This is a genomic window from Collinsella sp. TF08-11AT, from assembly GCF_003437035.1.
Classification (GTDB): domain Bacteria; phylum Actinomycetota; class Coriobacteriia; order Coriobacteriales; family Coriobacteriaceae; genus Collinsella.
The window spans coordinates 29,494-52,856 of record NZ_QSRL01000011.1 but is presented as its reverse complement, the minus strand read 5'-3'; the positions used below and the strand labels follow the sequence as shown (position 1 = coordinate 52,856).

19 protein-coding genes, 3 tRNA genes and 1 pseudogene are annotated in these 23,363 nt (G+C 62.3%); 2 read left to right on the top strand and 21 right to left on the bottom strand.

Annotated elements, in window-relative coordinates; all coding sequences use genetic code 11:
* Nucleotides 1-36 precede the first annotated feature (36 nt).
* The 19 genes from gdhA to glp all read right to left on the bottom strand — a co-directional run bounded on the left by gdhA (nucleotide 37) and on the right by glp (nucleotide 19,564).
* Complete coding sequence (gene gdhA / locus DXC79_RS07710) at nucleotides 37-1,392, bottom strand: NADP-specific glutamate dehydrogenase (protein ID WP_117635749.1); 1,356 nt, start codon at nucleotides 1,390-1,392, stop codon at nucleotides 37-39.
* Nucleotides 1,393-1,654: 262 nt separating this feature from the next.
* Nucleotides 1,655-1,751: transfer RNA gene (locus DXC79_RS10065), tRNA-Sec, on the bottom strand.
* Nucleotides 1,752-1,965: 214 nt separating this feature from the next.
* Nucleotides 1,966-3,936, bottom strand: coding sequence for a selenocysteine-specific translation elongation factor (gene selB / locus DXC79_RS07705; RefSeq protein ID WP_117635748.1), 1,971 nt, complete (start codon nucleotides 3,934-3,936; stop codon nucleotides 1,966-1,968).
* Nucleotides 3,936-5,390, bottom strand: coding sequence for an L-seryl-tRNA(Sec) selenium transferase (gene selA / locus DXC79_RS07700; protein ID WP_158550993.1), 1,455 nt, complete (start codon nucleotides 5,388-5,390; stop codon nucleotides 3,936-3,938). Before selA ends, selB begins: the two co-directional genes overlap by 1 nt.
* Before the next feature lie 186 nt (nucleotides 5,391-5,576).
* The gene (locus DXC79_RS07695; protein WP_117635770.1) at nucleotides 5,577-6,413 is read right to left on the bottom strand and encodes a formate/nitrite transporter family protein; all 837 of its coding nucleotides are present in this window, start codon (nucleotides 6,411-6,413) and stop codon (nucleotides 5,577-5,579) included.
* A 323-nt stretch (nucleotides 6,414-6,736) separates the two neighbouring features.
* Nucleotides 6,737-6,810 (bottom strand) — tRNA-Gly (locus tag DXC79_RS07690).
* 6 nt (nucleotides 6,811-6,816) lie between these two features.
* A tRNA-Pro gene (locus DXC79_RS07685) sits at nucleotides 6,817-6,893 on the bottom strand.
* A 91-nt stretch (nucleotides 6,894-6,984) separates the two neighbouring features.
* Nucleotides 6,985-8,343, bottom strand: a complete 1,359-nt coding sequence (brnQ, locus tag DXC79_RS07680) for a branched-chain amino acid transport system II carrier protein (protein WP_117635746.1) — start codon at nucleotides 8,341-8,343, stop codon at nucleotides 6,985-6,987.
* Nucleotides 8,344-8,411: 68 nt separating this feature from the next.
* Nucleotides 8,412-9,551: an aminotransferase class V-fold PLP-dependent enzyme gene (locus DXC79_RS07675; protein WP_117635745.1), complete on the bottom strand. Its 1,140-nt coding sequence runs from the start codon at nucleotides 9,549-9,551 to the stop codon at nucleotides 8,412-8,414.
* Nucleotides 9,548-9,799: a DUF3343 domain-containing protein gene (locus DXC79_RS07670; RefSeq protein ID WP_022095212.1), complete on the bottom strand. Its 252-nt coding sequence runs from the start codon at nucleotides 9,797-9,799 to the stop codon at nucleotides 9,548-9,550. Before DXC79_RS07670 ends, DXC79_RS07675 begins: the two co-directional genes overlap by 4 nt.
* Before the next feature lie 19 nt (nucleotides 9,800-9,818).
* Nucleotides 9,819-10,445 (bottom strand): sulfurtransferase-like selenium metabolism protein YedF, encoded by a 627-nt coding sequence (gene yedF, locus DXC79_RS07665; RefSeq protein WP_117635744.1) that lies wholly within the window; start codon nucleotides 10,443-10,445, stop codon nucleotides 9,819-9,821.
* Between the two features lie 61 nt (nucleotides 10,446-10,506).
* Nucleotides 10,507-11,556 carry a selenide, water dikinase SelD gene (gene selD, locus DXC79_RS07660; RefSeq protein WP_117635743.1) on the bottom strand — a complete coding sequence of 350 codons (1,050 nt, stop codon included), beginning with the start codon at nucleotides 11,554-11,556 and terminating at the stop codon, nucleotides 10,507-10,509.
* A 70-nt stretch (nucleotides 11,557-11,626) separates the two neighbouring features.
* Complete coding sequence (locus DXC79_RS07655) at nucleotides 11,627-12,391, bottom strand: acyl-CoA dehydratase activase (RefSeq protein WP_117635742.1); 765 nt, start codon at nucleotides 12,389-12,391, stop codon at nucleotides 11,627-11,629.
* Between the two features lie 159 nt (nucleotides 12,392-12,550).
* Nucleotides 12,551-13,717: a double-cubane-cluster-containing anaerobic reductase gene (locus tag DXC79_RS07650; protein WP_199408672.1), complete on the bottom strand. Its 1,167-nt coding sequence runs from the start codon at nucleotides 13,715-13,717 to the stop codon at nucleotides 12,551-12,553.
* A 431-nt stretch (nucleotides 13,718-14,148) separates the two neighbouring features.
* Nucleotides 14,149-15,219 (bottom strand): sulfate/molybdate ABC transporter ATP-binding protein, encoded by a 1,071-nt coding sequence (locus DXC79_RS07645; protein ID WP_117635741.1) that lies wholly within the window; start codon nucleotides 15,217-15,219, stop codon nucleotides 14,149-14,151.
* Nucleotides 15,220-15,222: 3 nt separating this feature from the next.
* Entirely contained in the window at nucleotides 15,223-16,665 is a 1,443-nt protein-coding gene (gene modB / locus DXC79_RS07640) for a molybdate ABC transporter permease subunit (RefSeq protein WP_233503068.1), read from the bottom strand.
* Nucleotides 16,666-16,733: 68 nt separating this feature from the next.
* Nucleotides 16,734-17,606: a molybdate ABC transporter substrate-binding protein gene (gene modA / locus DXC79_RS07635; protein ID WP_117635739.1), complete on the bottom strand. Its 873-nt coding sequence runs from the start codon at nucleotides 17,604-17,606 to the stop codon at nucleotides 16,734-16,736.
* Between the two features lie 205 nt (nucleotides 17,607-17,811).
* Nucleotides 17,812-18,291: a molybdenum cofactor biosynthesis protein B gene (locus DXC79_RS07630; protein WP_117635738.1), complete on the bottom strand. Its 480-nt coding sequence runs from the start codon at nucleotides 18,289-18,291 to the stop codon at nucleotides 17,812-17,814.
* A 10-nt stretch (nucleotides 18,292-18,301) separates the two neighbouring features.
* Nucleotides 18,302-19,564 carry a gephyrin-like molybdotransferase Glp gene (gene glp, locus DXC79_RS07625; protein WP_117635768.1) on the bottom strand — a complete coding sequence of 421 codons (1,263 nt, stop codon included), beginning with the start codon at nucleotides 19,562-19,564 and terminating at the stop codon, nucleotides 18,302-18,304.
* Nucleotides 19,565-19,775: 211 nt separating this feature from the next.
* Between glp and DXC79_RS07620 the strand changes: the two genes are divergently transcribed.
* Together DXC79_RS07620 and DXC79_RS07615 are read left to right on the top strand one after the other, a co-directional pair.
* Nucleotides 19,776-21,197 carry a chloride channel protein gene (locus DXC79_RS07620; protein WP_192934585.1) on the top strand — a complete coding sequence of 474 codons (1,422 nt, stop codon included), beginning with the start codon at nucleotides 19,776-19,778 and terminating at the stop codon, nucleotides 21,195-21,197.
* A gap of 86 nt (nucleotides 21,198-21,283) precedes the next feature.
* Complete coding sequence (locus tag DXC79_RS07615) at nucleotides 21,284-22,246, top strand: diacylglycerol kinase family protein (protein WP_117635737.1); 963 nt, start codon at nucleotides 21,284-21,286, stop codon at nucleotides 22,244-22,246.
* A 21-nt stretch (nucleotides 22,247-22,267) separates the two neighbouring features.
* On the opposite strand, the pseudogene DXC79_RS07610 reads toward DXC79_RS07615, so the two are convergent.
* Both DXC79_RS07610 and DXC79_RS07605 read right to left on the bottom strand, forming a co-directional pair.
* A pseudogene (locus tag DXC79_RS07610) lies at nucleotides 22,268-22,576 on the bottom strand (peptide chain release factor-like protein); the annotation flags it as partial.
* A gap of 156 nt (nucleotides 22,577-22,732) precedes the next feature.
* Nucleotides 22,733-23,311, bottom strand: coding sequence for a xanthine phosphoribosyltransferase (locus tag DXC79_RS07605; protein WP_117629416.1), 579 nt, complete (start codon nucleotides 23,309-23,311; stop codon nucleotides 22,733-22,735).
* Nucleotides 23,312-23,363: the final 52 nt, after the last annotated feature.

Here is a 23,363-nt window from a genome sequence, read left to right as displayed (position 1 = left end):
CTGGGAGCCTTCTGCGATGCTATGTCGAGCGAAAATTTAGCAGACGCCCTGGGCGAGCATGGCGTCGGCAACCTTCAGGAAGCCGGCGATGTTGGCGCCCATGACGAAGTTGCCCTCCTCGCCGTACTCCTTGGCGGTGTCGTCCACGTTGTGGAACATGCCGCGCATGAGCTGCTCGAGCTTGCCGTCGACCTCCTCGAAGGTCCAGGACAGGTGCTCGGCGTTCTGGCTCATCTCCAGGCCGGACACGAGCACGCCGCCGGCGTTGGCAGCCTTGCCGGGCATAAAGGCGACACCGTTCTCCTGGAAGTGGGTCGTGGCCTCGATGGTCGTGGGCATGTTCGCGCCCTCGCCGACCACCTTGCAGCCGTTGGCGACGAGTGCCTGGGCATCCTCGAGCAGCAGCGTGTTCTCGCGAGCGCAGGGCAGCGCGATGTCGCAGGGAAGCTGCCACACGCCGCGGCCGTCGCCCTCGTGCCACGTGGCATTAGGCTTCTCGTCGACGTACATAGCGAGCGTGACGCCCTTGTCGTGGCCGGAGCGCTTCTTGTTGTAGACATGCTCGAGCACGGTGTAGTCGATGCCGTCGGGATCCTCGACCCAGCCGTGAGTATCGGAGCAGGCGAGCACCTTGCCGCCGAGCTGGGAGACCTTCTGGACGGCGTAGATGGCGACGTTGCCGGAGCCGTGAACGACGACGTTCTTGCCCTCGAAGGAGTCGCCGCGGCTCTTGAGGTACTCGTCCACAAAGTAGACCAGACCGTAGCCGGTGGCCTCGGTACGGGCGAGCGAGCCGCCAAAGGAGAGGCCCTTGCCGGTGAGGACGCCAGTCCACTCGTTGGTCAGGCGCTTATACTGACCGAACAGGTAGGCAACCTCGCGGCCGCCAACGCCCAGGTCGCCGGCGGGAACGTCGGTGTTGGGGCCGATGTGACGATAGAGCTCGGTCATGAAGGACTGGCAGAAGTGCATGATCTCGTTGTTGGACTTGCCCTTGGGGTCAAAGTCGGAGCCGCCCTTGCCGCCGCCCATGGGAAGGGTGGTCAGGCTGTTCTTGAGGATCTGCTCCAGGCCCAGGAACTTGAGCATACCCAGGGTGACCGTCGGGTTAAAGCGCAGGCCGCCCTTGTAGGGTCCAATGGCAGAGTTGAACTCGACACGATAGCCGCGGTTGACCTGGACCTTGCCCTGGTCGTCGACCCAGGGAACACGGAACATGACGATGCGCTCGGGCTCGACGAGGCGCTCAAGCAGGGCGGCCTCCTCGTACTCGGGATGGGCGTCGAGCGCCGGCTGGATGGTGCCGAGGATCTCGGTCGCGGCCTGGATGAACTCAGGCTGCTCGGGATAGCGGGCCTTGAGCTCGTCGAGAACTTTCTGCGTGTAGCTCATGCTTCCTCCAATTGATGGAAAAGAAAAGTGTCGTTCGAGGCGCCCCATGCGCCCCGAGCTTTATCGAGTATGGATAATATCGCACTGTTGCGGGAAAGTTTCGCATAAGCAGACGAGCAGATGTTTCGTTTTGATTACGATGCAGGTAGAGGCGTTTTTGAGTGCCTGACGTGCAAATCGCGTGTTTCGAAGCTGTTTCGTCCACATGGTCCATACCACCACAAAGAGGACAGGCACCTTTGTGGTGGTTGGCAGGATGCGTTGGCGGGAACGTATGTGAATCGAACACATCCAAGACGTTTTGCACGCCTCACAACGGTTTTGAGGACCGCGGGGCCCACCGGAGCCCATCCGTTCCCAAACGTGGCGGTATTTTACCAAACGCGCAGTGTCGCGCCACGAAAACGGCCCATCTACTACGTTTAACCAGCAAGGGTAAACCATACCCACTTTTTCGTAACATCGGCAAGTCATCTACCTGCGGTTTTGTTTTTGCGGTTTTTGAAATGGTCGAGGGTAGTCACTTAAACGTAGTAGATAGGCCGGTTTTGTGGCGAGCGGCGATTCGGAGCCCTAGCGCAGGGATCTGAGACCGCCGGCCTCCTTGTTGAGCGTCGTAAAACGCACCGCATCCAGGTGCTCCAAGATGCTAATGGCTCGTTTGCGCGACACGCCTAAGGCCTCGCGCAGCACACTCGTCGTGGCAACGCCGCCAGCAGCCTCGATAGCCGCGGCGACGACCTCACGTGCATGGGCCTCGGAGGCGGCAGACAAGGCAACGTCGCGTTCGATCTTAACGATCGCGCGGTTGAGCGAAAGCTCGCGCAGGGCACGCGTCATGGTGTCGCGATCGAGCTGCAGACGCTCACCCACCTCGGGCAGCGTCGCCGCACCGAGACCCGCCTCGTCGAGGGCGGCCACGATGCGCTGGCTCGCCTCGCGCACCACACGTATCGCCGCAGCGGCAGAGTGCGGGTCGAACACCTCGGCACCGTCGACGGTGCACACGCCGCGCGCACAGCCCTCGAGAACGAGCGCGGACGCGATGTCTTCGCCCGCTGTCGGCCAGGCGGCATGCGCGACCTCGCCCGGCGTGAAACCCGTCTGCTTGGGCGCGGCCCCGTGCATGGCGGCCAACGTGACGGAGAGCGTGGCGAGGGCGGCATCGAGCACAGCGGGGGCGGCATAGAGCTCCTCGGTCGAGCGCTCGGCATGAAGCGCCACGGCGTCACCCGAGGAAACCGCCCCGTGCAGGAGCGCAGCCGCCTCGGCATGCGAAAGATCGAGAGCACGGGCTGCGGCCGCGGCAGGCACAGGCAGGCGCTGCAGCCCCAACCATGCGGCAACGGCGGCGGCGCGGTCGTCGGCATCCAGGGCCCCGAGCAGCGCGCACTCGCCCGCGGAGAGGACGCGCGAGCGGCGGCACCGCGAAAGAAGAACACGACCGCCGCCGATAAGCACCACCGGCGAGAACGCGAGCACAATGAGGCCGTCGCCCGATCGCACGGGAAGGCGCTCCTCCAGACGGACCTGCACGATACGGGTCTCGCCAGCCTCAATGGGTCCCTCACCCTCCATGAGCATGATACGGCCAAGGACCTCCGCCGTACCCGCCATCACATGAACGCGCGTACCGGACTCGAAGGGCGCGGGCTTGGTGCCCTCGCGCACCAGATACGTGAAGCGGGCGATGAGCCTGAGCGTCGAGCCCTCAGCACCAGACCCGCAGAGGACCTCGCCACGCGGAAGGTCGCCCGCACCGTCGCCCACGATGTTGAGCGCCGCGCGCTGCCCGGGCAACGCCCGAGGAGTATCACCATGCACCTGAATCGCGCGCACGCGGCAGCGCACGCCCGCGGGACATGAGACGAGCTCGTCGCCCACCGCTACGGGGGCATCGTGAAGCGTGCCCGTGACGACCGTCCCGGATCCCTTGATGGTGAAGCAGCGGTCGATGGGCAGGCGCGGGGCCAGACCGGGGCGCACCGGGCGGGATCCGGCATCGGCCAGGAAAGAGTCGATGGCTGCATCGAGGGCAAGGCGAACGTCCTCGATGCCCACGCCCGTGCGCGAGGAAACAGGCACCACGGGCGCATCGGCAAAGACGGTATCGCCGAGGAAGTCCATCACGTCGAGCTCGGCGAGCTCCGCCGTCTCGTCATCGGCCAGATCGCGCATCGTGAGTGCCACCACGAGGTGCCTCACGCCCAACAGCTCCAACACGTACACGTGCTCTCGCGTCTGCGGCATCACGCCCTCAACGGCAGAAACCACCAGCAACGCAACGCCCACGCCGGTGGCACCCTGTACCATCGCGCGCAGGTAGTGCGCATGCCCGGGCACGTCGACCAGGCCGACAAGCTTGCCGCTGGGAAGCTCGAGCTCGCCAAAGCCGAGCTCAGTGGTCATGCCTCGGCGCCGTTCGACCTCCAGACGGTCGGGATTTTTGCCGGTCAGTGCCTCGATAAGGGCCGACTTTCCGTGGTCGACGTGTCCTGCTGTTCCAACGACAACGGGACACTCGACAAGCTCAAGCGCGGTCATCAACGCAAACCCGCCCGCACGGCATCCACCAACGCAGACGCACACAGGTCAAGGTCGGTGTCGCGCAAAAGCGTGCGAACGTCAAACAGTACCTGGTCGTGTCGCACGCGCGTCACAACCGGCGTATCGGGCTCCTGAACCAAAGCGCGCTTTAGGCCATCGGCAGATAGGCGCCCATCGACGGGGCAGACGGCAACGCAAAATGTTGGGAGCTCGACGGTCGGCAGCGATCCGCCGCCGGGAGCAGAGGCGCCCTCGACAACCTGCAGCTCCACCGCCTCCTCGAACTGAGAGTCGCGAAGCTTGCGCAGCATGCGGTCGTGCAGGCGCTTGGCCTGGCGCTCGAGCGGAGCCGGCGCGCCGGAAAGCATGTTGAGTACCGGGATCTCCCGATGCGCCGCATCGGGACCGGTCACATACAGATGCAGGGTGGCCTCGAGCGCCGCGAGCGTGAGCTTACCGGGGCGAAGCGCGCGCATAAGCGGATGAGAGGCGCAGGCGGCAATTGCCTGGGCGTTGCCAAGGATGATGCCCGCCTGCGAAGCACCGAGCAGTTTGTCGCCCGAGCACGAGACGACGTCAACGCCGGCGCAAAGCGAGGCGGACGTGGGCTTCTCCCCCGCATCGGCGAGCACCCCGTCTGCAAGCAAAGCGCCCGAGCCCTGATCCTCGTACAGCAACAGCCCGTGCTCATGCGCCAGCGCAGAAAGCTCCGCCACGGAAACCTCCTCGTGGAAGCCCTCGATACGGTAGTTGGAAGGATGGACTTTGAGGATCATCGCCGTGTTGGGCGTAATGGCGCTTCGATAATCGTCCAGATGCGTGCGGTTGGTGGAGCCCACCTCGACAAGCTTGGTACCCGAAGCCGCCATGATGTCGGGGATACGGAAACTGCCTCCCACCTCGACAAGCTCGCCGCGGCTCACGATGACCTCTTTGCCGAAGGCATGCGCGGCAAGCACCAACAGCACCGCGGCGGCATTGTTGTTGACAACTAAGGCGTCCTGCGCCCCCGTGAGCGTGCGCAGCAGACGCGCGGCATGCTCTTTTCGGCCCCCGCGAGCGCAGGTTGAGACGTCATACTCAAGCGTGCTGTAGCCTCGGGCGACATCGGTCACCGCCTGCACCGCCGCGGGAGCGAGCGGAGCGCGGCCCAGATTGGTGTGAATCACAACGCCCGTCGCGTTGACGGCAGGGCGCAGGGTCGGCAGCGACAGGCGATGGGTCCGCTGCTCAATTGCCAAGGCGAGCTCGCGCTTGTTCCTTGCAGGGGCGCCGGAGCGAATCGCCGCGCGCTCGGCATCGAGCTCGGCGTCAATCGCCTCGCGTACCATCGTGTCGCCTGCATCGCCAGCAGCCTTCATGACCGGCCACTCGGCAAGCAGCTCGTGAACGGCGGGAATGGAACGCAGGCGGCCGCGCACCTCGGCAGACATGGATTCGCAGTCGCTCATGAAAAGCCTTTCGACATGTTCAATAAAAAGCTGGTCCCCCGCGATCGTCATCGGGCAAATAAATACCGGCGCGCACGCAAAAGGGACAGGTCCATTATGGCAGCTCGTGACAAGACGTCGAAGCGCCTCGTCTAAAACCTGCCAAAATAAACCTGTCCCTTTTTGGTCGGTTATGGCTTGGGGCCGTTAGGCCTCTTTGTTGGCGTAGATAAACCAGTAGCCCAGTGCCACGATCAGGGCGCCGCCCACGATATTGCCCAGCGTGGCAACGGAAAGGTTGAGCGCCAGCCCGGCGGCGTTGAGGGCATCGGCGCCGGCGATATCGGCTCCATAGCCGCAGGAGTGCATCAAAATGCCCATGGGCAAAAAGTACATGTTGGCAACGCAGTGCTCAAAACCGCAGGCCACAAAGGCGGCAATGGGCAGCAAAATGCCCACGACCTTATCGACCACGGTCTTGCCGGCAGTGCCGATCCATACGGCCAGGCAGACAAAGATGTTGCACAGAATGCCGCGGAAGAAGATGGTAACGGCGTCGATCGTAACCTTACCGGCGGCGACGCTCACCATGGCGTTGGCGACGGCCTCGCCGTTGAGCTTGTAAATAGCTGCCATGTAAATCAAAAAGACAACGAACAGGGCGCCGGCAAAATTGCCGATCCACACAATAGCCCAAGCCTTGAGCATCTGGACGAGCGTGATCTTGTTGCTCTTAAGCGCGCAGACCATAAGCGAGTTGCCGGTAAACAGCTCCGCGCCGCAAATAAGCACGAGCACCAGCCCCAGGCAAAAAGCAAGGCCACCCACAAAGCGCTGAGCGCCCCAGCCAAGGGACGCATCGCTCAGAAAGACCGTGAAGAACAGGCCGCCAAAGGCGATGAACGCGCCGGCGAACATGGCGAGCAAAAAGGCCTTCGAGACCGGCAGGTTGGCCTTGGTAACGCCTGCGGCCTCGGTCTTCGCCTCGATCGCGGCGGGCGCCAGGCAATCGGAGGTGGGGTATTCTGCCTTGCTCTGCGCCATGGCAATCACTACTTTCTTACGATTTGGGACAAACGCTCCTGGTTCATTTGCCCCGCGAGGTCGGACGGTATAAAAATAAACGCGAGCCAAATTAGCATATTGGCCTGCGATTATATAGCTTGGAGCGGGCGACGGGAAGTCCAAGGATTTGCTTCGCAAATCCTTGTTTCGCTGCGGGCCTTCGGCCCTTGCGTGCTGCGCTGGAAAATGCTCACGCATTTTCTCAGCTCCGCACCCTGGCGGGCTCGATTCCCGTCGCCCGGCGCGTAAACGAAAACAGCTCTGATCCCCAAAGGAAACCAAAGCCGTTAAAACAATTCTTATGGAGCGGGCGACGGGAATCGAACCCGCGTCATCAGCTTGGAAGGCTGGGGTTCTACCATTGAACTACGCCCGCAAGATATGGTCGGGACGACAGGATTTGAACCTGCGACATCCTGCTCCCAAAGCAGGCGCGCTACCAAACTGCGCCACGTCCCGAAGGTGTTGAGCAGCTAAGGCATAAACCTTGCGTGTCCCAAAGCGTAGGAAATTATAGGGGAGACTCCCCGCCTGTGCAAGCGGCGATATTCTAGCTCCTCGAATGTGCGACAAACCGGCTGTGGAGCAGGCCTATCACAAACGCCACCACGGCGACCGGCGCCCACGCGGCTCCAATGTCCGCCAACGGCAGCGCATCGAACGGTAGCCACGCGCCAGCAAAGAACGCGTCGCGGACCGAGGTGATCACGCTCTGCACCGCGACGACGCCGCCGACCCAGACCCATACCTGCGGATGCGCGTCGCAAAAACCGTGCACCAGGCCCATAAGCACCAGCACAATGGCAACGGGATACAAGGCATTGAGCATGGGCACCGAGAACATAAGAATCACGTCGAGGCCCACGTTGGAGAGCACGCACGAAAACGCTGCGAACACAAAGGCGAGAACCGCAAAGGGGCGGCGCATGGCCTCCTCAGAGGCCTCCGCTCCCCCTTCGACCACATACGTCTCGCAAAAGTAACGCGAGCAGCAGCTGATGAGGCCGATGCACACGTTCATGCAGGCGAGGAAGAAGATGGCGAAGACCACGACCGTGCCGGCAAGACCAAAATGCATGGAGGCCGAACGGGCGAGGATGGCGGCGCCGTTGGTAGCGTCGGGCATCACGGTGCCGAGCTGCATACCGGCAAGGCCCAAGCCGCAGTAGATGATGGCCATGAGTACGCCGGCGATCACACCGGAACGCGAAATCTCGAAGGCCACGCGCTTGTCATCGGTAACACCCAACTCGTGGATGGTCTCGGCGATGATGATGCCAAAGGCGAGCGACGCGAGCAGGTCCATGGTCTGATAGCCAGTCAGAAAGCCCTGCACGGCAGCGCCTGCATCGTAGGGGGCCTGCGGCGCGGCAGCGGGACCCAGCGGCGAGATCACGGCAGCACCAACGACCAGCACGATGAGCGCAATGAGCGCGGGGCCCGTAATGCGGCCGAGCACGCGTGTGATGACGCCCGGGCGCAGCGTGAGCGCAAACGCGACGACAAAGAAGCCGACGGCAAACACCAGGCGCGCCGTGCCGAGCGAGACGCCCTCGGGCAGCAGCGGCACCAGCATCTCGAAGGCCGTGGAGCTCGTGCGCGGAATGGCAAGGCACGGGCCGATAGCCAGATACACCGCCGCGACAAAGAACTCGCCGAACTTGGGATGCACGCGGCCGGCAAGCTCGCGCGCCGTTCCGGCAAGTGCCACGGCGATAAAGCCCATGACGGGCAGGCCGATGGCGGCAATGAGAAAGCCGAGCATGGCGATCGGCGTGGCAGAACCCGCCTGCAGCGCCAGCAGCGGCGGAATAATAAGGTTACCGGCGCCAAAGAGCATCGAGAACAACGCAATGCCGACGGTAACGACATGGTCGGAGCGCAAACCACGCGGGGCGGATGAGGCCATAGGCACACCTTTCGGGTCGAAACAAAAACGGGACGGGCAAAAACACCCGTCCCGCAAGTATATACGCTTTAGCAGGCTAAATCGCGCAAAGCGTCAATCGCGATGTCGACTTCCTTATCCGTGTTGAAATACCCAAACGAGAAGCGGACGACACCCTGGCGCTCGGTCCCCAACGCACGGTGCATGAGCGGAGCGCAATGGGCACCGGGGCGCGTCGCAATCCCCCACCCTTGCATGAGCGCGTCCGAGATCTCGGCAGAGTCGATATCACCCACGTTGAGCGACACGATCGCAGAGTGCGCCGGCTGGTCAAAGGCACCGTAGAGCTTAATCCCCGGAATCTCGCACACACCGGCAAGGAAGCGATCGGCGAGCGCACGCTCGTGGGCAGCAATCGCCTCGACCCCACCCTGGGCCTCGATAAAGTCGAGGCCGGCAGAAAGGCCCGCGATGCCGTGGCCGTTGAGCGTGCCCGCCTCAAGGCGCGTGGGCCACTCAAGCGGCTGCAGCGCATCGAAACTGTGCATGCCCGTGCCGCCCATGGCCCACGGCGCCACGTCAATGCCCTCCGCCACGGCCAGCCCGCCGGTGCCTTGGGGTCCCATGAGCCCCTTGTGGCCGGTAAAGCACACGACGTCGAACCCCATGGCTTGCATATCGATATGCGCCGTACCGGCAGACTGAGAGGCATCGACGATCACCAACGCGCCGACCGCATGGGCGATGGCAGACACACGCGAAACGTCGACCGCGTTGCCGGTCACATTGGAAGCGTGCGTCACCACCACGGCACGCGTACCGGGCGTGACCAACCGCTCGAGCTCGTCGTAGTCGAGCGCGCCGTTCGCGTCGCAGCCCGCATGCTCAACCGTCACACCCTGCTCCGTCGCCAAGCGATTGAGCGGACGCAGCACCGAGTTGTGCTCAAGCACCGTCGTGACCACGCGGTCACCGGGACGCACCACGCCATTGATGGCGGTGTTGAGCGCAGCCGTGGAGTTGGGCGTAAAGCACACATGGTCCGCCCTCGGGCAGCCCAAAAGGCGCGCGAGCTTGGTACGGCAAGCGTGAATCGTACGAGCGGCATCGAGGGCACCCGACGTGGCACCGCGCCCGGCATTGCCGAGCGAGCACATCGCCTGCGTCACGGCATCGATGACCGTCTGAGGCTTGTGCATGGTCGTCGCCGCGTTATCCAGGTAGATCATCGCACGACCTCCCACATATCAATCACGGTATAGCCCTCGGTAGGAACGCCCGCCGCGGCGAGTTCGCCGCGCAGCAGCTCCTCATCGGCAGGCAACGCCTTCCACGCCAGACCACAGCCGGCAGCGACCTCCCCGGGCACGGGAATCGTTCGCCCGGGAAGGCCGCGCTCGATGCACAGGGACTCGCAGCCCATGGCGGCCGCCGTGGTGGGAAACGTGATGACAAGCGCCGGGCGCTTCTCCCTCATGGCAACTCCAACCAATACGCTACGGGCGCACGACGCGCACGGCCTGCTCCATCTTCTCCACGATCACGTACATGTTGGTGACCTCGCCCACCGCAAGCTGGTCTTTAATGCCATAGTGGTCGAGGCAGGTACCACAGGTGAGAATCTCGACACCCTGCTCGGCCAGGCCCTTCAGGTCGTCGAGCACCGGCGAGCCCTCAACGGTGAGCTTGGCGCCGCCGTTGTAGAACAGCATGGTCGCGGGCAGCTCCTCCTGCTGCGTCACGGCAAAGATAAACGCTTTCATGAGCTTGTGGCCCAGCTCGTCGTCGCCACGGCCCATGCAGTCGGTGTAGACGGAAATGACGAGCCTGCCCTTGCCGGCGCTGGCATCACAGAAGGCAGCGCCATCCTGCTCGGGATCGGCCATGGCAATGGCGCCAGAGGTCGCCACGGTCACGTGCCACTCGGCGTCAGAAACCTTCTCGACCGAGGCCGTGCAGCCCTTCTCCTGCGCCATCTTGGAGATGTTCTTGACGGCGGTCTCGTTGTCGACCGAGGTCACGACGGCGCCCTCGCCATCGAGCTGCTTCAGAGCTTTGAGCGTCTTGACGACGGGCAGCGGGCAGGCATCGCCCATGGCATTGACTTCAATCTTGGTAGACATAGCAAATTCCTTTCGAAAGAGCCGTTCTAGAGAACGGCAAACAGTTACATAAACGTGCGGGCTAGCGAACAACGCGGACGGCAGGACCGCCCGGCTCCGCCTCGCACACGCGCCCGACAACGGCCGCGATGCGCCCCTCGGCATGCAGGCGACGCGCAAGCTCATCCACATCGGCAGCAGGCGCTGCGATGAGCAGGCCGCCCGAGGTCTGCGGATCGTACAGCGCATCCAGCATGCCCGGCTCCAGGTCATCGTCGGCCGCCACGCGCGGGCCAAAGAAGTCCTGGTTGCGGTAGGAGCCAGCGGGGATAATGCCCAGACGCGCCATGTCGAGCACCTGGTCAAAGAGAGGCACCGCCCCCGACGCAAGCTCAATCTGCACGCCCGAGCCCTCGGCCATCTCGCACGCATGCCCAATCAGGCCAAAGCCCGTAATGTCGGTGCAGCCGTGAAGTTCGAGCCCCTCGGCCAAACGGATCGGGGCCTCGTTGAGGGTGCGCATAGAATCAAACATCCGGCTGGCCTCGTCCTGCTCGATGAGCTCGCCCTTAATGGCCGTGGTGATAATGCCCGAGCCGATCGCCTTGGTCAGCAGTAGGACATCGCCCACGCGCGCGCCGCTGTTGGCGAGCATGCGGTCGAGCGAGACAAAGCCGCTCACGGACAGGCCGTACTTGGGCTCGTCGTCGTTGATGGTGTGGCCGCCCGCGATGGTGCAGCCAGCCTCGACGCACTTGTCGGCGCCACCCGCCAAAATCTGCCCGGCAACCTCAACACCCAGGCAATTGGGAATGCACAGCAGGTTCATAGCATGGCTCGGTCGTCCGCCCATGGCGTATATGTCCGACAGCGAGTTTGCCGCGGCGATCTGGCCAAACAGGAACGGGTCGTCGACCATCGGCGGGAAGAAGTCGATGGACTGCACGAGGCCCAAATTATCGCCAACACGGAAGACACTCGCATCGTCGGAGGTATCGAACCCCACGAGCAGGTTGTCGTTATGCACATTGGGTAAGTCGCCCAGGACCTGGGCGAGGGCTCCAGGAGCCAACTTAGCGGCTCAACCGCTCGCGGCAGTCATAGACGTGAGCTTCATCTGATCGTCAGGCATCGATACCCCCTCTCATCGGTCAATCATTTCCTCCCAGTATACGCATGAATGCAGGCCCACGGCCGATGCATTAATCGAGCGCCTGTGCGCGAATCGCCGCGCCGATGGCACCGGCAAAGCGGGCCTGGGGCGAGGTGGTCACCGGCGACCCCAGTAGCTCGCCCAACCGCTCCACCACGAAGGCGTTCTCGCACAGGCCACCGGTCAGGTAGTACGGGGCGCCCGCGGCCTGCCCGGCCATGGTCGCCACGCGCGAGACCACGCTGTCGATCACGCCACGCGCAATGTTCTCGCGCGGCTCACCGCGACCGATCAGGCTGATGACCTCGCTTTCGGCAAACACCGTGCACATGCTGCTGATCTTGGTGGGCTCGCCGGAACGCGCCAGGTCGGCCATCTGCTGTTGAGAAATACCTAGGCGGTCGGCCATGATCTCCAAAAAGCGCCCCGTACCGGCAGCGCATTTATCGTTCATGGCAAATTTAGCCACGCGGCCGCCTTTAAGCTGGATGACCTTGGTGTCCTGACCGCCCACATCGATCACGGTGCCATGGTCGCCAAACAGACGCACGGCACCGGTGCCGTGGCAGGTGATCTCGGTCACAACCTTGTGCGCATAGGGCACCGCGATGCGACCGTAGCCAGTCGCGATCACGCGCACGTCGTCGGCTGTCACGTCATAGCCGACCGCTGCCAGTGCCTCGCGCAGCCGCTCGGAAGCATCGACCGAGGAGAACCCGGTTGGCTGCACGCACGTCCACGCCACCGAACCCTCCCCATCGACCACAGCAGCCTTAGCCGCCGTAGACCCGATATCGATCCCGATCCCTATCATGGCTCTCTCCTAATCAGCAAGAAAATCAAACGATCAGACACTGCTGCAACAACGGCCCTCTGGCGTCTGAGGTGCCCGAGATTCCGAGCGACAAGCCCGACGAAGCGTACTCAAGGTACGCGAGGAGGGTTGGAGCCGGAAGGTCGGGTGCCTCAGACGTCAGAGGGTTTCGATAAAGGCGGCGATGCGCGTCTCTATCTGGCCCATGTCGCCGTTGCTGTAGTCGGTCTCGATCTTCATATACGGAATACCCGCACCCTCGACAGCCTCCTGCATGCGCGCACTCTCCACGTTAAAGGTGTGGCAGGCCTGTAGCACGCTCTCTACCACGCCATCGACATGATACTTCTCGCACATGGCCAGCGTGTTTTCCATACGACCGTCGTTGGGCGTCATGACCGAGCAGTTGATGTCCAGGTAGCGGTCGGCGATGGCGCGCAGGATATCGGGAGCCTCCGGGTCGATCAGCATGGCCGCCGTGCGCTCGCCCGAGCAGTCGTCCATGCACACGACCACACCGCCGTTGGACTCGATAGTACGGCCGATCTTGTTGATCACGCCGCCCACCGGGCAGCCAGTGATCAGAATGCGCTTGGCATCCGCCGCAACCGGGCGCTCGCCCGCGTCGTAGGCCTCGCGCAGCTTGGCAACCTTTTGCTCCAGCTGCTGCGTATAGGCCTCGATATCAAAGCTGAACGTACCGGCAAACATGGTGCTCATCAGGTCGACGCCGCTCATGGCCGCCGGCTGGTTAGCCTGCAGTGCAAACATCTCGAGCTGGGCCGCACGCAAGCGGTTGCGACGACGGACGGCAGCGCGCAGGTCATCGTCGGTAATCGTGATGCCGTAGAAGCCCTCGAGCTCCTCCTTGAGCAGGCGGCACTCCTCGTACCAGCCTTCACGCTCGTAGGCACGATCGCGACCCTGCGGAAGATGCAGAATGTGCGTGCGCTTGAGCTCGTTGAGTAGCTCGTACATCTTCTTCTTGCCGTCGCAGGTGGTCTCGCCGATGATCATGTCGCTAAAGTACGTAAACGGACACTTTTGCGAATAGGCAAAACCATACGTAGACTTGATGAGCGGGCACAGGTTTGCCGGCAGCACCTTCTCGGCCTCGGGAATCACCTCATCGGACGTACCGCACAGAGCCACGCTCGCAGCCCCCGCGGCATCGATAATCTCGAGCGGCGTATAGCTGCACAAAAAGCCGACCAGGCGATTACCCGCCTGCTTGTAATCCTTAACGCGAATAAACGCGGCCTTGCGCTGCTCGTTGAACTCCTCAAACGTGCTGGGCAACTTGACCTCTTCGATTGCTTCAGCCATGACGGTTCCCCTCTCGAACCAAAAACGGATAACAGCGGTATCGATGCACGACGGACGGCGATTGCCCGACCGTGCTCAAACCCGGAATTTTAGGGAACCTGCTTTGCGGTCGATTATTTAGTTGTGCGTCGTCTCTCCCGGAGCCGTGAACATACCTGCTCATATGCGGCTCCGAGCCATATATAGGGCACGCGCGGCAACGCGGCGAATGTATGTCGTCTGCGGCATGTGCGCACCCTCCTTTACAAGTTGAGGTCAACTATACCAACGGTCATCGACCATGCGAACACCGTTGACATTCGTACGGCAGCGTCGTGTGCCGTCGTTTAATAAATAATTATCTTGATTAATAAGAGTTTGTCATTCCTCATTCGGCGAACGGCAAAAACAAAGCCGCCGAGGCTTATATTCCCCGACGGCATTACCCGGCGCTATCGACAAACCAAATGGATCCTGCTGGCATCAAAATGCATGCGCAGCGTCTCGCCTGCTTGCGGCAGCTCGTCGACAGGCATGCGCACTTTGTTGACCTTCCACTGCAGGCGCGTCTGCGCGTCGGCGCGCGGCACGTCCAGCAGCACCAGGCGCTCAAAACGTGAATCGCTCACGCGGGCCACATGCAGGTCGTAGCTGTTGCGACCCCGCTCAGCACGGTTGTCCACATGGAAGTAGCTCGCACGAATACCCAGGTACGCCACGTTATCGGGAACCTCACGGCCCACGTTGAAGGTCATGCCCCAGTCCAGGGCTTCAACTTCCTGAAGCCCGATCTTGCGCGCGCGGCTCGTATTCTTGCAGCCCGTCAGGTGCAGCGCGGCCAAGGTTTGCGGCCGGCGGACCACGTCCTCGGCGGAGCCGATCTCCTCGATATGCCCGTTATGCATCACGCAAATGCGCTCGCACAGGCGGCATGCCTCGTCAATATCGTGGCTCACGTAGAGCACGGTGCGGTTGCATACGTCGAACAGATCGAGCATGTTCTGCTCAAGGGCGCTCTTAAGATAGGAATCGAGCGCGCTCATGGGCTCATCGAACATAAAGATGCCCGGATGCGCCGCCACCATGCGCGCAAGTGCCACGCGTTGCTGCTGACCGCCCGAGAGGCGCGCGGGGTAGCGGTCGGCAAAATCGGCCAGACCGAAAATGCCCAGATAACGCTCGGCGAGCTTTTTGCTCGCGGCGGCGTCGCCCGCATCCTTAACGCCGGCGCATACGTTATCGGCTACCGTCATATTGGGAAACAGCTGATAGTTTTGGAACAGCAGGGCACACTTGCGCTCCTGAGGCGACAGATTGATGCCCGCGTCCGAGTCAAAGAAGGTTACGCCGTTGACGACGATCTTGCCCTCGTCGGGTGTCTCCACACCGGCAATGCAGCGCAAGGTGCAGCTCTTGCCGCATCCGGAGGCGCCGAGCAAGCCAACGCGCTCCTCGCCGGCTTCGAGTTGGATGTCAAGGGTGAACCCCGGATAGCGCTTTTTGATATCCAGAACAAGCGACATGGCCTATCGCCCTCCCTTCGAGACGGCGTCATCGCGCATGAGCTCGGCCAGCGCCTCGCGATCGATACGCAGTGCATCGCCGCCGACTGGGTCGAGCGAATCGCCCTGTCCGGTGAGCTCTTTGGCCTGCTTGCGCTCCACACGGGAAAGGCCCCGCTCGCGATACTTTTGCGAATGCGAGGTGTACATGTTAATGAACAGGATGACCAAAAAACTAAACACGATCACGACGACGACCCAAAAGAGCGCCACCGACGTGTTGCCGCCCATCCACTCAAAGTAGATGGCGATGGGAATAGTCTGCGTAATGCCGGCATAGTTGCCTGCAAAGAACAGCGTGCAACCAAACTCGCCCATCGCGCGGGCAAAGGCGAGCACCGTGCCGGCGGCAATCGAGGGCCAGCCAAGCGGCATCATAAGCTTGGCAAAGATGCGACGTTCGGACCACCCCAAGGTTCGCGCGGCGTCGAGCATCTGCGTGTCGAGGCTCTCGAAGGCTCCGAGCGCCGTGCGGTAGACCAGCGGAAACGACACAACGACAGCCGAAATGACCGCCGCGGGCCAGGTAAAGACGATCGAGATGCCGTGCGCGATGAGCCACTGGCCCACCCCGGTCGAGCGGCCAAACAGCATGAGGAGCAGAAAGCCGCAGACCGTGGGCGGCAGCACCATAGGAATCGTAAAGACCGAATCGAGCAGGCCCTTGATGCGACTCGAGGTACCCATAGTCTTCCACGCGGCAAACAGGCCCAGTGCAAAGGCAATCACCAGGGCAAGGCCGCTCGTTTTGATAGATACCCAAAACGGGCGGTAGTCGATGCCGCCTAAAAAGGAGGCCAGAGAGGTCAAGGGCCCCTGCTCATCCCGCAATACGACAGACGATGCTTCTACCATTTGAGCGCTATCAAGCCAACGCGCGCCGCCCTTAGCATCACCCGAGGCCGATGCAATCACCACATAGCGGTCCCCATCCGCACCACGCACATCAAAGCCATAGGTATACCCGCCGGCATCAAACGTTGTTTCCGCCGTAACATACCAAGGAAGATCAACGTCCCCCAGCTGCGCACCTCCCATGGAGTTTGCGCTGTCGAGCTCACAGACGAGGGCCTTGAGACCCGATACGCACTCGTTATCCTGCGGATCCAATCCATACTTCTCGGCCGCCTTGGGCGATATCCACACCACAACGCGATCGGCAGCAGGCGCCACTACAAGGTCCACGTCCTCGTCAACGGGAAACCGGTAGCCCTCAGGCTGGCCCTCCATAGCACGAGCGGTCCCCTTGGCCAACCGCTCAAAACCCTCGATCCCATAGGAAAGCCCATGAGCGGTCGCAGCAACCTGGGCCCCGTCCTCAGCGACCCCAGCAAACGCAAATCCCGGCACCCAGCAAAGCGCGAAGGTCAAAGCACAGGCGACAAGCATGCGGAATCTATTAAGCACGAAAAGCTCCAAGCGAATACAAGGACGGAGTGAAACACGAAACGATGGAATTATCGCGCCAAGCCGCACTACTCGGAAAGCTCAAAGCCGTACTTAGCCCAAATCTTCTGAGCCTTCTTGTTGGTCAGGCAGAAGTCGATGAACGCCTTGGCCTCGTCGGCGTGCTCGGAGCTCTCGGCAACGGCGCCCGGGTACACGATGGGCTTGTGCGAATCCTCGGGGCACACGAAGGCCTCCTCGATGCCGTCATAGCGGAAGATATCGGAGCTGTAGACAAAACCAGCCACGCAGTCGCCCGTAGAGACGTAAGACGCAGCGGTGCCGACCTTGTCGGCCAGGGCCACCTTGTCGGCAAGCTCGGGTGCATACTCGCCGTCGTCGCCCTCGGTGCCGGTGTAGAGACCCACAGAAGCTAAGGCCTGGTTGGCGTACTTGCCGGCGGGGACGGTCTTGGCGTCGCCAATGGCGATCTTGCCGTCCAGGTTCGCGACGTCGGCGATGGCCTCGACCTTGGTGCCGGAGCCCTCGGCGCGAATAATCACGAGGTCGTTGACGAACATGTCCTCACGCGTGTTGGCATCGACGAGCTCGGCGGCCTCGGCGTCGTCCATGGTGCCCTTGGAGGCCGTGATGAGCACGTCGACGGCGGCACCGGCGCGCATCTGCTCGACAAGGTCGCCGGACGCTTTGAACTGCGTGTCGGCAAACGTGGTGCCGGTCTGCTCGGTGTAGAGCTCCTGGACCTCGGGCAGAGCCTTCTCGAGAGAGTTAGCAGCGAAGACCTGAAGCTCGACAGCCTTCTTGGACGAAGTCTTGGCGGAACCGGCATCGGAGCCAGTCGACTCAGGTGCATTATTGCCGGAGCAGCCGGCAAGGCCAAGGCCAGCAGCGGCGACAGCAGAAAGCGAGACGAATCCGCGGCGAGAAACCATATCGAACATGTTCAACCCTTTCGAAGACTACACCCGGGCGCCCCGCCGCGAGCTTTGTTCTGTTACTAGATTATACTTTCACGCGAATAATGTTTCTGATGAATAGCTCTCGCCCGATAATTTTCTTTTACCAATAACCGCGAGACGGCCCGCACCGTCGCTGCATAAAAAAGGCGGAGCAGCCCGTAGGGTTACTCCGCCGCAGGTAGTGCGCTTATTTGGCGTGCCCGCCGCCCGCCGTCATTTGGGCCGCATGCTCCAGCTGATCGCTCACGGCCTCCCAGCTTTCGCGGGCCGCTTTCGTGGATCCCGGAAAGTTGATGACAAGCGTATACCCACGTTGCATGCACACGGCGCGCGAGAGCATGGCGCGGCGCGTCTTGGTCATGGAGTACGCACGGATTGCCTCTGCAATACCCGGCACATCGCGCTCGCAGACGGCACGCGTCGCCTCGGGCGTCACATCGCGCATCGAAAGCCCCGTGCCGCCGCAGGTGAGCACGACATTGGCGTGGCGCTCATCGGCGGCTTCCACAATGGCATCACCGATCTCGCTGACGTCGTCGCGCACGACCACATGCGAGGCGACCGTCCAGCCCTGCGCCTCGATAAGTTCCTCGAGTGCGGCTCCAGCCTCGTCCTGGGCTAGATCGCGCGTATCCGAGCACGTCACGATCGATATCTTCAGCTCCACAGCATTCCTCCTACAACACGGCGCCCTCTGGCAGGTCGACGCGAACAACGTCCACGACGTCGCCCGCCTTGAGGTCGCACGGCCCTTCTTCAATACGCAGTAGGCAGTTGGCCCGCTGCATCGTGCCGAGCAACGCCGAATTCTGCGTCTTGGCCTCGGTCACCAACAGCTCACCGGTCTCGGGGTCGCGCAAAACCGTGGCGCGATCGAAGAAGCGGCGATGCTGTCGCTTTTTCACGCCGTGCGTGAGCGTCGCCTGCTGCACTGGACGCGCACCCTCGGAAAAGCCGCGCATCTTGCGGATCGCCGGACGCGCAAGCATCTCAAAGCCTACATACGCCGAGGCCGGATTGCCTGAAAGTCCCAGGTAGGGCTTACCCCCGAGCAAGCCAAACGTGATGGCCTTGCCCGGACGCATCGAGATGCGATCGAACAGCACCTCGCCCTCGCGCCGGACGAGCGCCGTCACGTAGTCGTAGTCGCCTGCCGAGGCGCCACCGCTCGTAATGACAAAATCGCACTCCAGCACGGCGCGATGCACCAGCTCGGCAATCGTCTGCTCATCATCGGGCGCAATGCCGTAGAACACGGGCTCGGCTCCTGCATCGAGCGCTTCGGCCATCAACGCCGACGAGTTGGAGTCGCGAATCTGCCCGCGCGCCGGCACGTTGCTCGGTGCAACCAGTTCCGTGCCCAGCGAGATGATGCCCACACGCGGGGCAGCGTGCGCCTTCACGCTCGCGTATCCGGCGCTTGCCAGCAGACCCGCGCCCGCCGGAGCCACGACCTCGCCGGCGTGCATCACAACGTCGCCGGCATGGGCCTCCTCGGCGGCAGAGCGAACGTTCTCCCCTACCTTGGCAGGCGCCGAGAACCTCACACGCGAGCCCTCGTTGCCGTCACCGTCGAGCACGTCGACGATCTCGTATTTCACCACGGCATCGGCACCTTCGGGTACCGGCGCGCCCGTCATGATGCGAACCGTCTCACCCGCGCCGATTGCGCCCTCAAACACATGGCCCGCGGCCTCGTGTCCGATAACGTCGAGCGTCACCGGCGCCTCGCCAGATGCCTGCGCCAAGTCCGACGAGCGCACGGCATATCCGTCCATAGCGCTGTTGGCAAACGGCGAGATGTCGATATCGGCCACCGCGTCCTCGGCCAAGGGAAGACCGACGGCCTGCCACACGGGAATCTCGACAACTTCGGTGCGATTCACGTGCGACAAGACGATCGCCTGCGCGTCCTCCAACGGAATGAGTTTCTCAGCCATATACACCTCTAGCATGCTGCGGCGCGCAACAAAAGCGCCGATTCTTTATGTTTCTCTCAGTATAATCCCTCGACGCGCGACCGCGACTTGGCCTGTACCCGCAAATACACCTGTCGGCCGCAAGCCGCGAAACAAAACCAAAACCAACCCACCGGCTCGTCGCGTTTACCGCGTTTTATAATGCTCGTGTTGCAACCCAAAAGAGGAACGTATGACTTTTACCGACAAACCCGAAAGCGCAAACGAAGCGCAGGATCATTCTCAGTCGCTCGACGACGGCGGCTTTTTCTCCCTGAACGACGTCATCATGGCCGGCAGGCATCAGCTCACCCGCTCCGAGCATCTCTTGGCCGCCGACACGCGCCGCAACGCCCGCAACCTACTCGCGAGCGCCAAGTTGCTCACACTCGTCGTCATCGTCTCGCTCGCCATGGGCGTTGCCGCCTGGGCGTTTTTGACCTCGCTGAATATCGCAACCGACTATCGCGAGCACCATGCATGGGTCTACGCCTTGCTTCCCGTTGTGGGCGTTGCCACCGCATGGGTGTACAAAAACCACGGCCTTGCCGCCAAACGCGGTAACAACCTGGTCATCGACTCCGCTCTGGGCACACGCCTCATCCATATGCGTATGGCCGTTCTCACCTTCGTCTGCTCCACGCTCACGCACCTAACGGGCGGATCTGCCGGTCGCGAGGGGGCCGCGGTGCAGATTGGCGGCACCATCGCCAGCAACATCTCGAACCTCGCCCACCTCAAAAAACATGACCACCACGACCTCATGCTCGCCGGCATCTCGTCGGCCTTTGGCGCCGTATTCGGCTCGCCCCTTGCTGGAGCTTTCTTTGGCATGGAGATGTGCTTTATCGGCAAAATCGACTACACCGCGGGCATCTACTGCCTGGTCGCCTCGTTTACCGGCTACTTTACGTCACTTGCCTTGGGAACCGAGTACGAGGCGAATGTCATCGCCAGCGTTCCCAACATGACACCACGGACGGTTGTCATCGTTGTTATCAGCGCAATTATCTTCGGTCTGACGGCACGCCTCTTTGCCTGGTCGGTTCGAACCGTCAAAAGCCTTTACGGTCGCTTTATCACCAATTACCTTACTCGCGCACTCGTGGGCGCACTCGTGGTTTTGGCCGCCTATGCCCTCCTTGACGCCTGGGACTACGCCGGCCTTTCCACGTGGCTTTCCGGCGCCGGATTTGCAGGCAACACCACCCTGGCGGACGCAGCCATCAAGTTGGTCGTCACAGCGCTTACCCTGGGCGCGGGCTTCCAAGGCGGCGAGGTCACGCCCCTGTTTGGCATCGGTGCGGCACTCGGTGGCTGGATCGGTTGCCTTACCGGGCTTGACCCCAGTTTTCTGGCGGCTCTCGGCATGCTCGGCGTGTTCTGCGCCGGCCTCAACGTGCCCATCACCACCTGCATGATGGCCATCGACCTGTTCCACGGCACGGCCGCCGGGTTCTTTGTCATCGTGGCCTTTATAAGCTACCTAACCGGCGGACACCGCGGCGTGTACCCCGCCCAGCGCATCATCTCACCCAAGCGCCGCTCGCTTATTGTGGATGAGGGAGGTACGGTAGCGGATGCTATCGAGCGCCACAACGACCTGATAGAGTAGATGTAATAATCGCCGTGCAGCCACAATCGGGGGTAATTCGACCTGAGCGCGACCGCACTGTCATGTCACACGCCGGGAGTCGCCCCATGCACGCAACTGATTTTGGTCGCACGCTCATCATCGCCAACCCAGCCGCCCAGTCGGGCGCGGCACGCGAAGTTGCCGAGCGCCTGCAACGCTTTTTGGACATGACTGCACGCGCATCCCAGTTTGACCTGGTGCTGACCGAGCGTATGGGACACGCCAAGGAGCTGGCCGCGCAGGCTCAGGGCTATCGCACCGTTATCGCCCTTGGCGGCGACGGCGTGATTCACGAGGTCGTCAACGGGCTTATGACGCAAGAGCAGGACGCCCGCCCCGCTCTTGCCGTCCTGCCCGTGGGCTCCGGCAACGATTTTGCCCAGACGCTCGGTATCGACGATTTCTCCGGCAAGGATTTTGGCGCGCTGCTCACCTGCGAGCTGCAGCGTCAGGACATCGGGCGCATTCGCTCGTGGAACCCTGCGAGCGGCAGCGGCGATGCTACCGTTGAGTACTACGACCAGACGCTTTCGGTCGGCATCGATGCCGCCATCGGCCTTGACACCACCGAGCTGCGCAAAAAGACCGGCTTGACGGGCGCGCCGCTCTACACCCTCTCGGGACTTGAGCAGTTTGGACTACGCTATCGCAACTACCCCATGACAGCCAGCTTTGACGGCGCGCCCGCCGAGCGCGTAAGGGCGATCATCATGGCGGTTCAGCTGGGCCCCACGTATGGCTCGGGCTATCGCATCTGCCCCGATGCCGATCCCTGCGATGGCATACTCGACGTCTGCTACGCCTGCGGTCCCGTCCCTCGCGCGGTTGCCCTGCCAATGTTCCTTTCGGCCAAGGACGGCCACCATACCAAGTTGCCACCGATTCGCATGCGCCGCTGCCGCCATGCCGAGCTCACCTTTGAGGAGCCCGACTACCCCATCCAGGCCGACGGCGAGCCCGTTGTCGCCTCGCGCATCGAGGTCGACATCCTCGCCGGCGCCCTCCAGGTCTGGCACCCCACCCGCTAGCAAGACCAGCGAAACAATCGGCTACTCGTCGCTCCCCGGCTTGCGACGGTTGGCCTTTTTAATCGCGTTGAAGTGCTTGTCATTGAGCCTGCACTGGCGAGAGCGCAAAGGCACCTTAGTCTTTACGCGTCGGCGCGGTGGACGCCCGCGACGCTCCAGCTCAGCGCGCAGCTTACGCAGACAGCTCGCGCGATTCTGAAACTGACTACGGCTCTCACGCGCCGTCACGACAATCCCCGTGGGCCCATGCTTCATACGCACCGCCGAGTCCGTCGTGTTCACGCCCTGCCCGCCCGGACCCGTCGCGCGAAACACCTGCACCTCGCAATCGCGCGCCAACTCCTCGGCCGACATCTCGGCATAGCGCGCATACTCGCGCCATCCCATCTTGTTCTCGTCCATATCAGCACCTCCCCTCATACAAAAAAATGTGACAAAGGGACAGTCCCTTTGTCACATCGCATACCAATCGCTTGTGTTGCGCGCTTAGGCGAAGGTGATCTCGCCGGTCTCGCAGTCCATATCGGCGATACGGGCCAGGCTCTCGACGCGGAAGCCGCGCTCGCGGAGCTTATCGCCGCCGCCCTGGAAGCCCTTCTCCACCGCAATGCCAATACCGGACACCTCGGCACCCGCAGCCTCGCAGATCTTGATAAGACCCTCGAGCGCGCAGCCGTTGGCCAAGAAGTCGTCGATGATCAGGACCTTGTCGCCCTCGGACAGGAAACGCTTGCCAACGATGACCGGGTACTCCTTCTGCTTGGTAAAGGAGTAGATGGTCGTGGCGTACTGCTCGCCGTCGAGGTTGATGGACTGTGCCTTCTTGGCAAAGACCACCGGCACGCCGCCAAAATGCTGAGCCGCGATGCAAGCCATACCAATGCCCGAAGCCTCAATCGTCAGGATCTTGTTGATCTCGACATCCTTGAACAGACGGGCCCACTCGGCGCCCATGTGGTCGAACAGCTCAACGTCGCATTGGTGGTTGAGGAAGGCATCAACCTTAAGGACGTTACCGGCCTTTACGATGCCGTCATGGCGAATACGATCCTCAAGCTCCTGCATGGCGCAACCCCTTCTCGCGGCAACGATACCGCGCGATTAATAAACGTTGTTC

Coding starts and splice junctions, on each gene's coding strand:
- DXC79_RS07670 (WP_022095212.1), bottom strand. CDS start 9,799: ATGAGGGAGAAGCGCCCGGCGCTTGTCATCACGTTTCCCACCACGGCG.
- brnQ (WP_117635746.1), bottom strand. CDS start 8,343: ATGGCCTCATCCGCCCCGCGTGGTTTGCGCTCCGACCATGTCGTTACC.
- DXC79_RS07650 (WP_199408672.1), bottom strand. CDS start 13,717: ATGGCTGAAGCAATCGAAGAGGTCAAGTTGCCCAGCACGTTTGAGGAG.
- DXC79_RS07620 (WP_192934585.1), top strand. CDS start 19,776: ATGACTTTTACCGACAAACCCGAAAGCGCAAACGAAGCGCAGGATCAT.
- DXC79_RS07615 (WP_117635737.1), top strand. CDS start 21,284: ATGCACGCAACTGATTTTGGTCGCACGCTCATCATCGCCAACCCAGCC.
- gdhA (WP_117635749.1), bottom strand. CDS start 1,392: ATGAGCTACACGCAGAAAGTTCTCGACGAGCTCAAGGCCCGCTATCCC.
- modA (WP_117635739.1), bottom strand. CDS start 17,606: ATGTTCGATATGGTTTCTCGCCGCGGATTCGTCTCGCTTTCTGCTGTC.
- DXC79_RS07605 (WP_117629416.1), bottom strand. CDS start 23,311: ATGCAGGAGCTTGAGGATCGTATTCGCCATGACGGCATCGTAAAGGCC.
- DXC79_RS07645 (WP_117635741.1), bottom strand. CDS start 15,219: ATGTCGCTTGTTCTGGATATCAAAAAGCGCTATCCGGGGTTCACCCTT.
- DXC79_RS07695 (WP_117635770.1), bottom strand. CDS start 6,413: ATGGCGCAGAGCAAGGCAGAATACCCCACCTCCGATTGCCTGGCGCCC.
- DXC79_RS07655 (WP_117635742.1), bottom strand. CDS start 12,391: ATGATAGGGATCGGGATCGATATCGGGTCTACGGCGGCTAAGGCTGCT.
- glp (WP_117635768.1), bottom strand. CDS start 19,564: ATGGCTGAGAAACTCATTCCGTTGGAGGACGCGCAGGCGATCGTCTTG.
- selB (WP_117635748.1), bottom strand. CDS start 3,936: ATGACCGCGCTTGAGCTTGTCGAGTGTCCCGTTGTCGTTGGAACAGCA.
- selA (WP_158550993.1), bottom strand. CDS start 5,390: ATGAGCGACTGCGAATCCATGTCTGCCGAGGTGCGCGGCCGCCTGCGT.
- yedF (WP_117635744.1), bottom strand. CDS start 10,445: ATGTCTACCAAGATTGAAGTCAATGCCATGGGCGATGCCTGCCCGCTG.
- DXC79_RS07675 (WP_117635745.1), bottom strand. CDS start 9,551: ATGATCTACCTGGATAACGCGGCGACGACCATGCACAAGCCTCAGACG.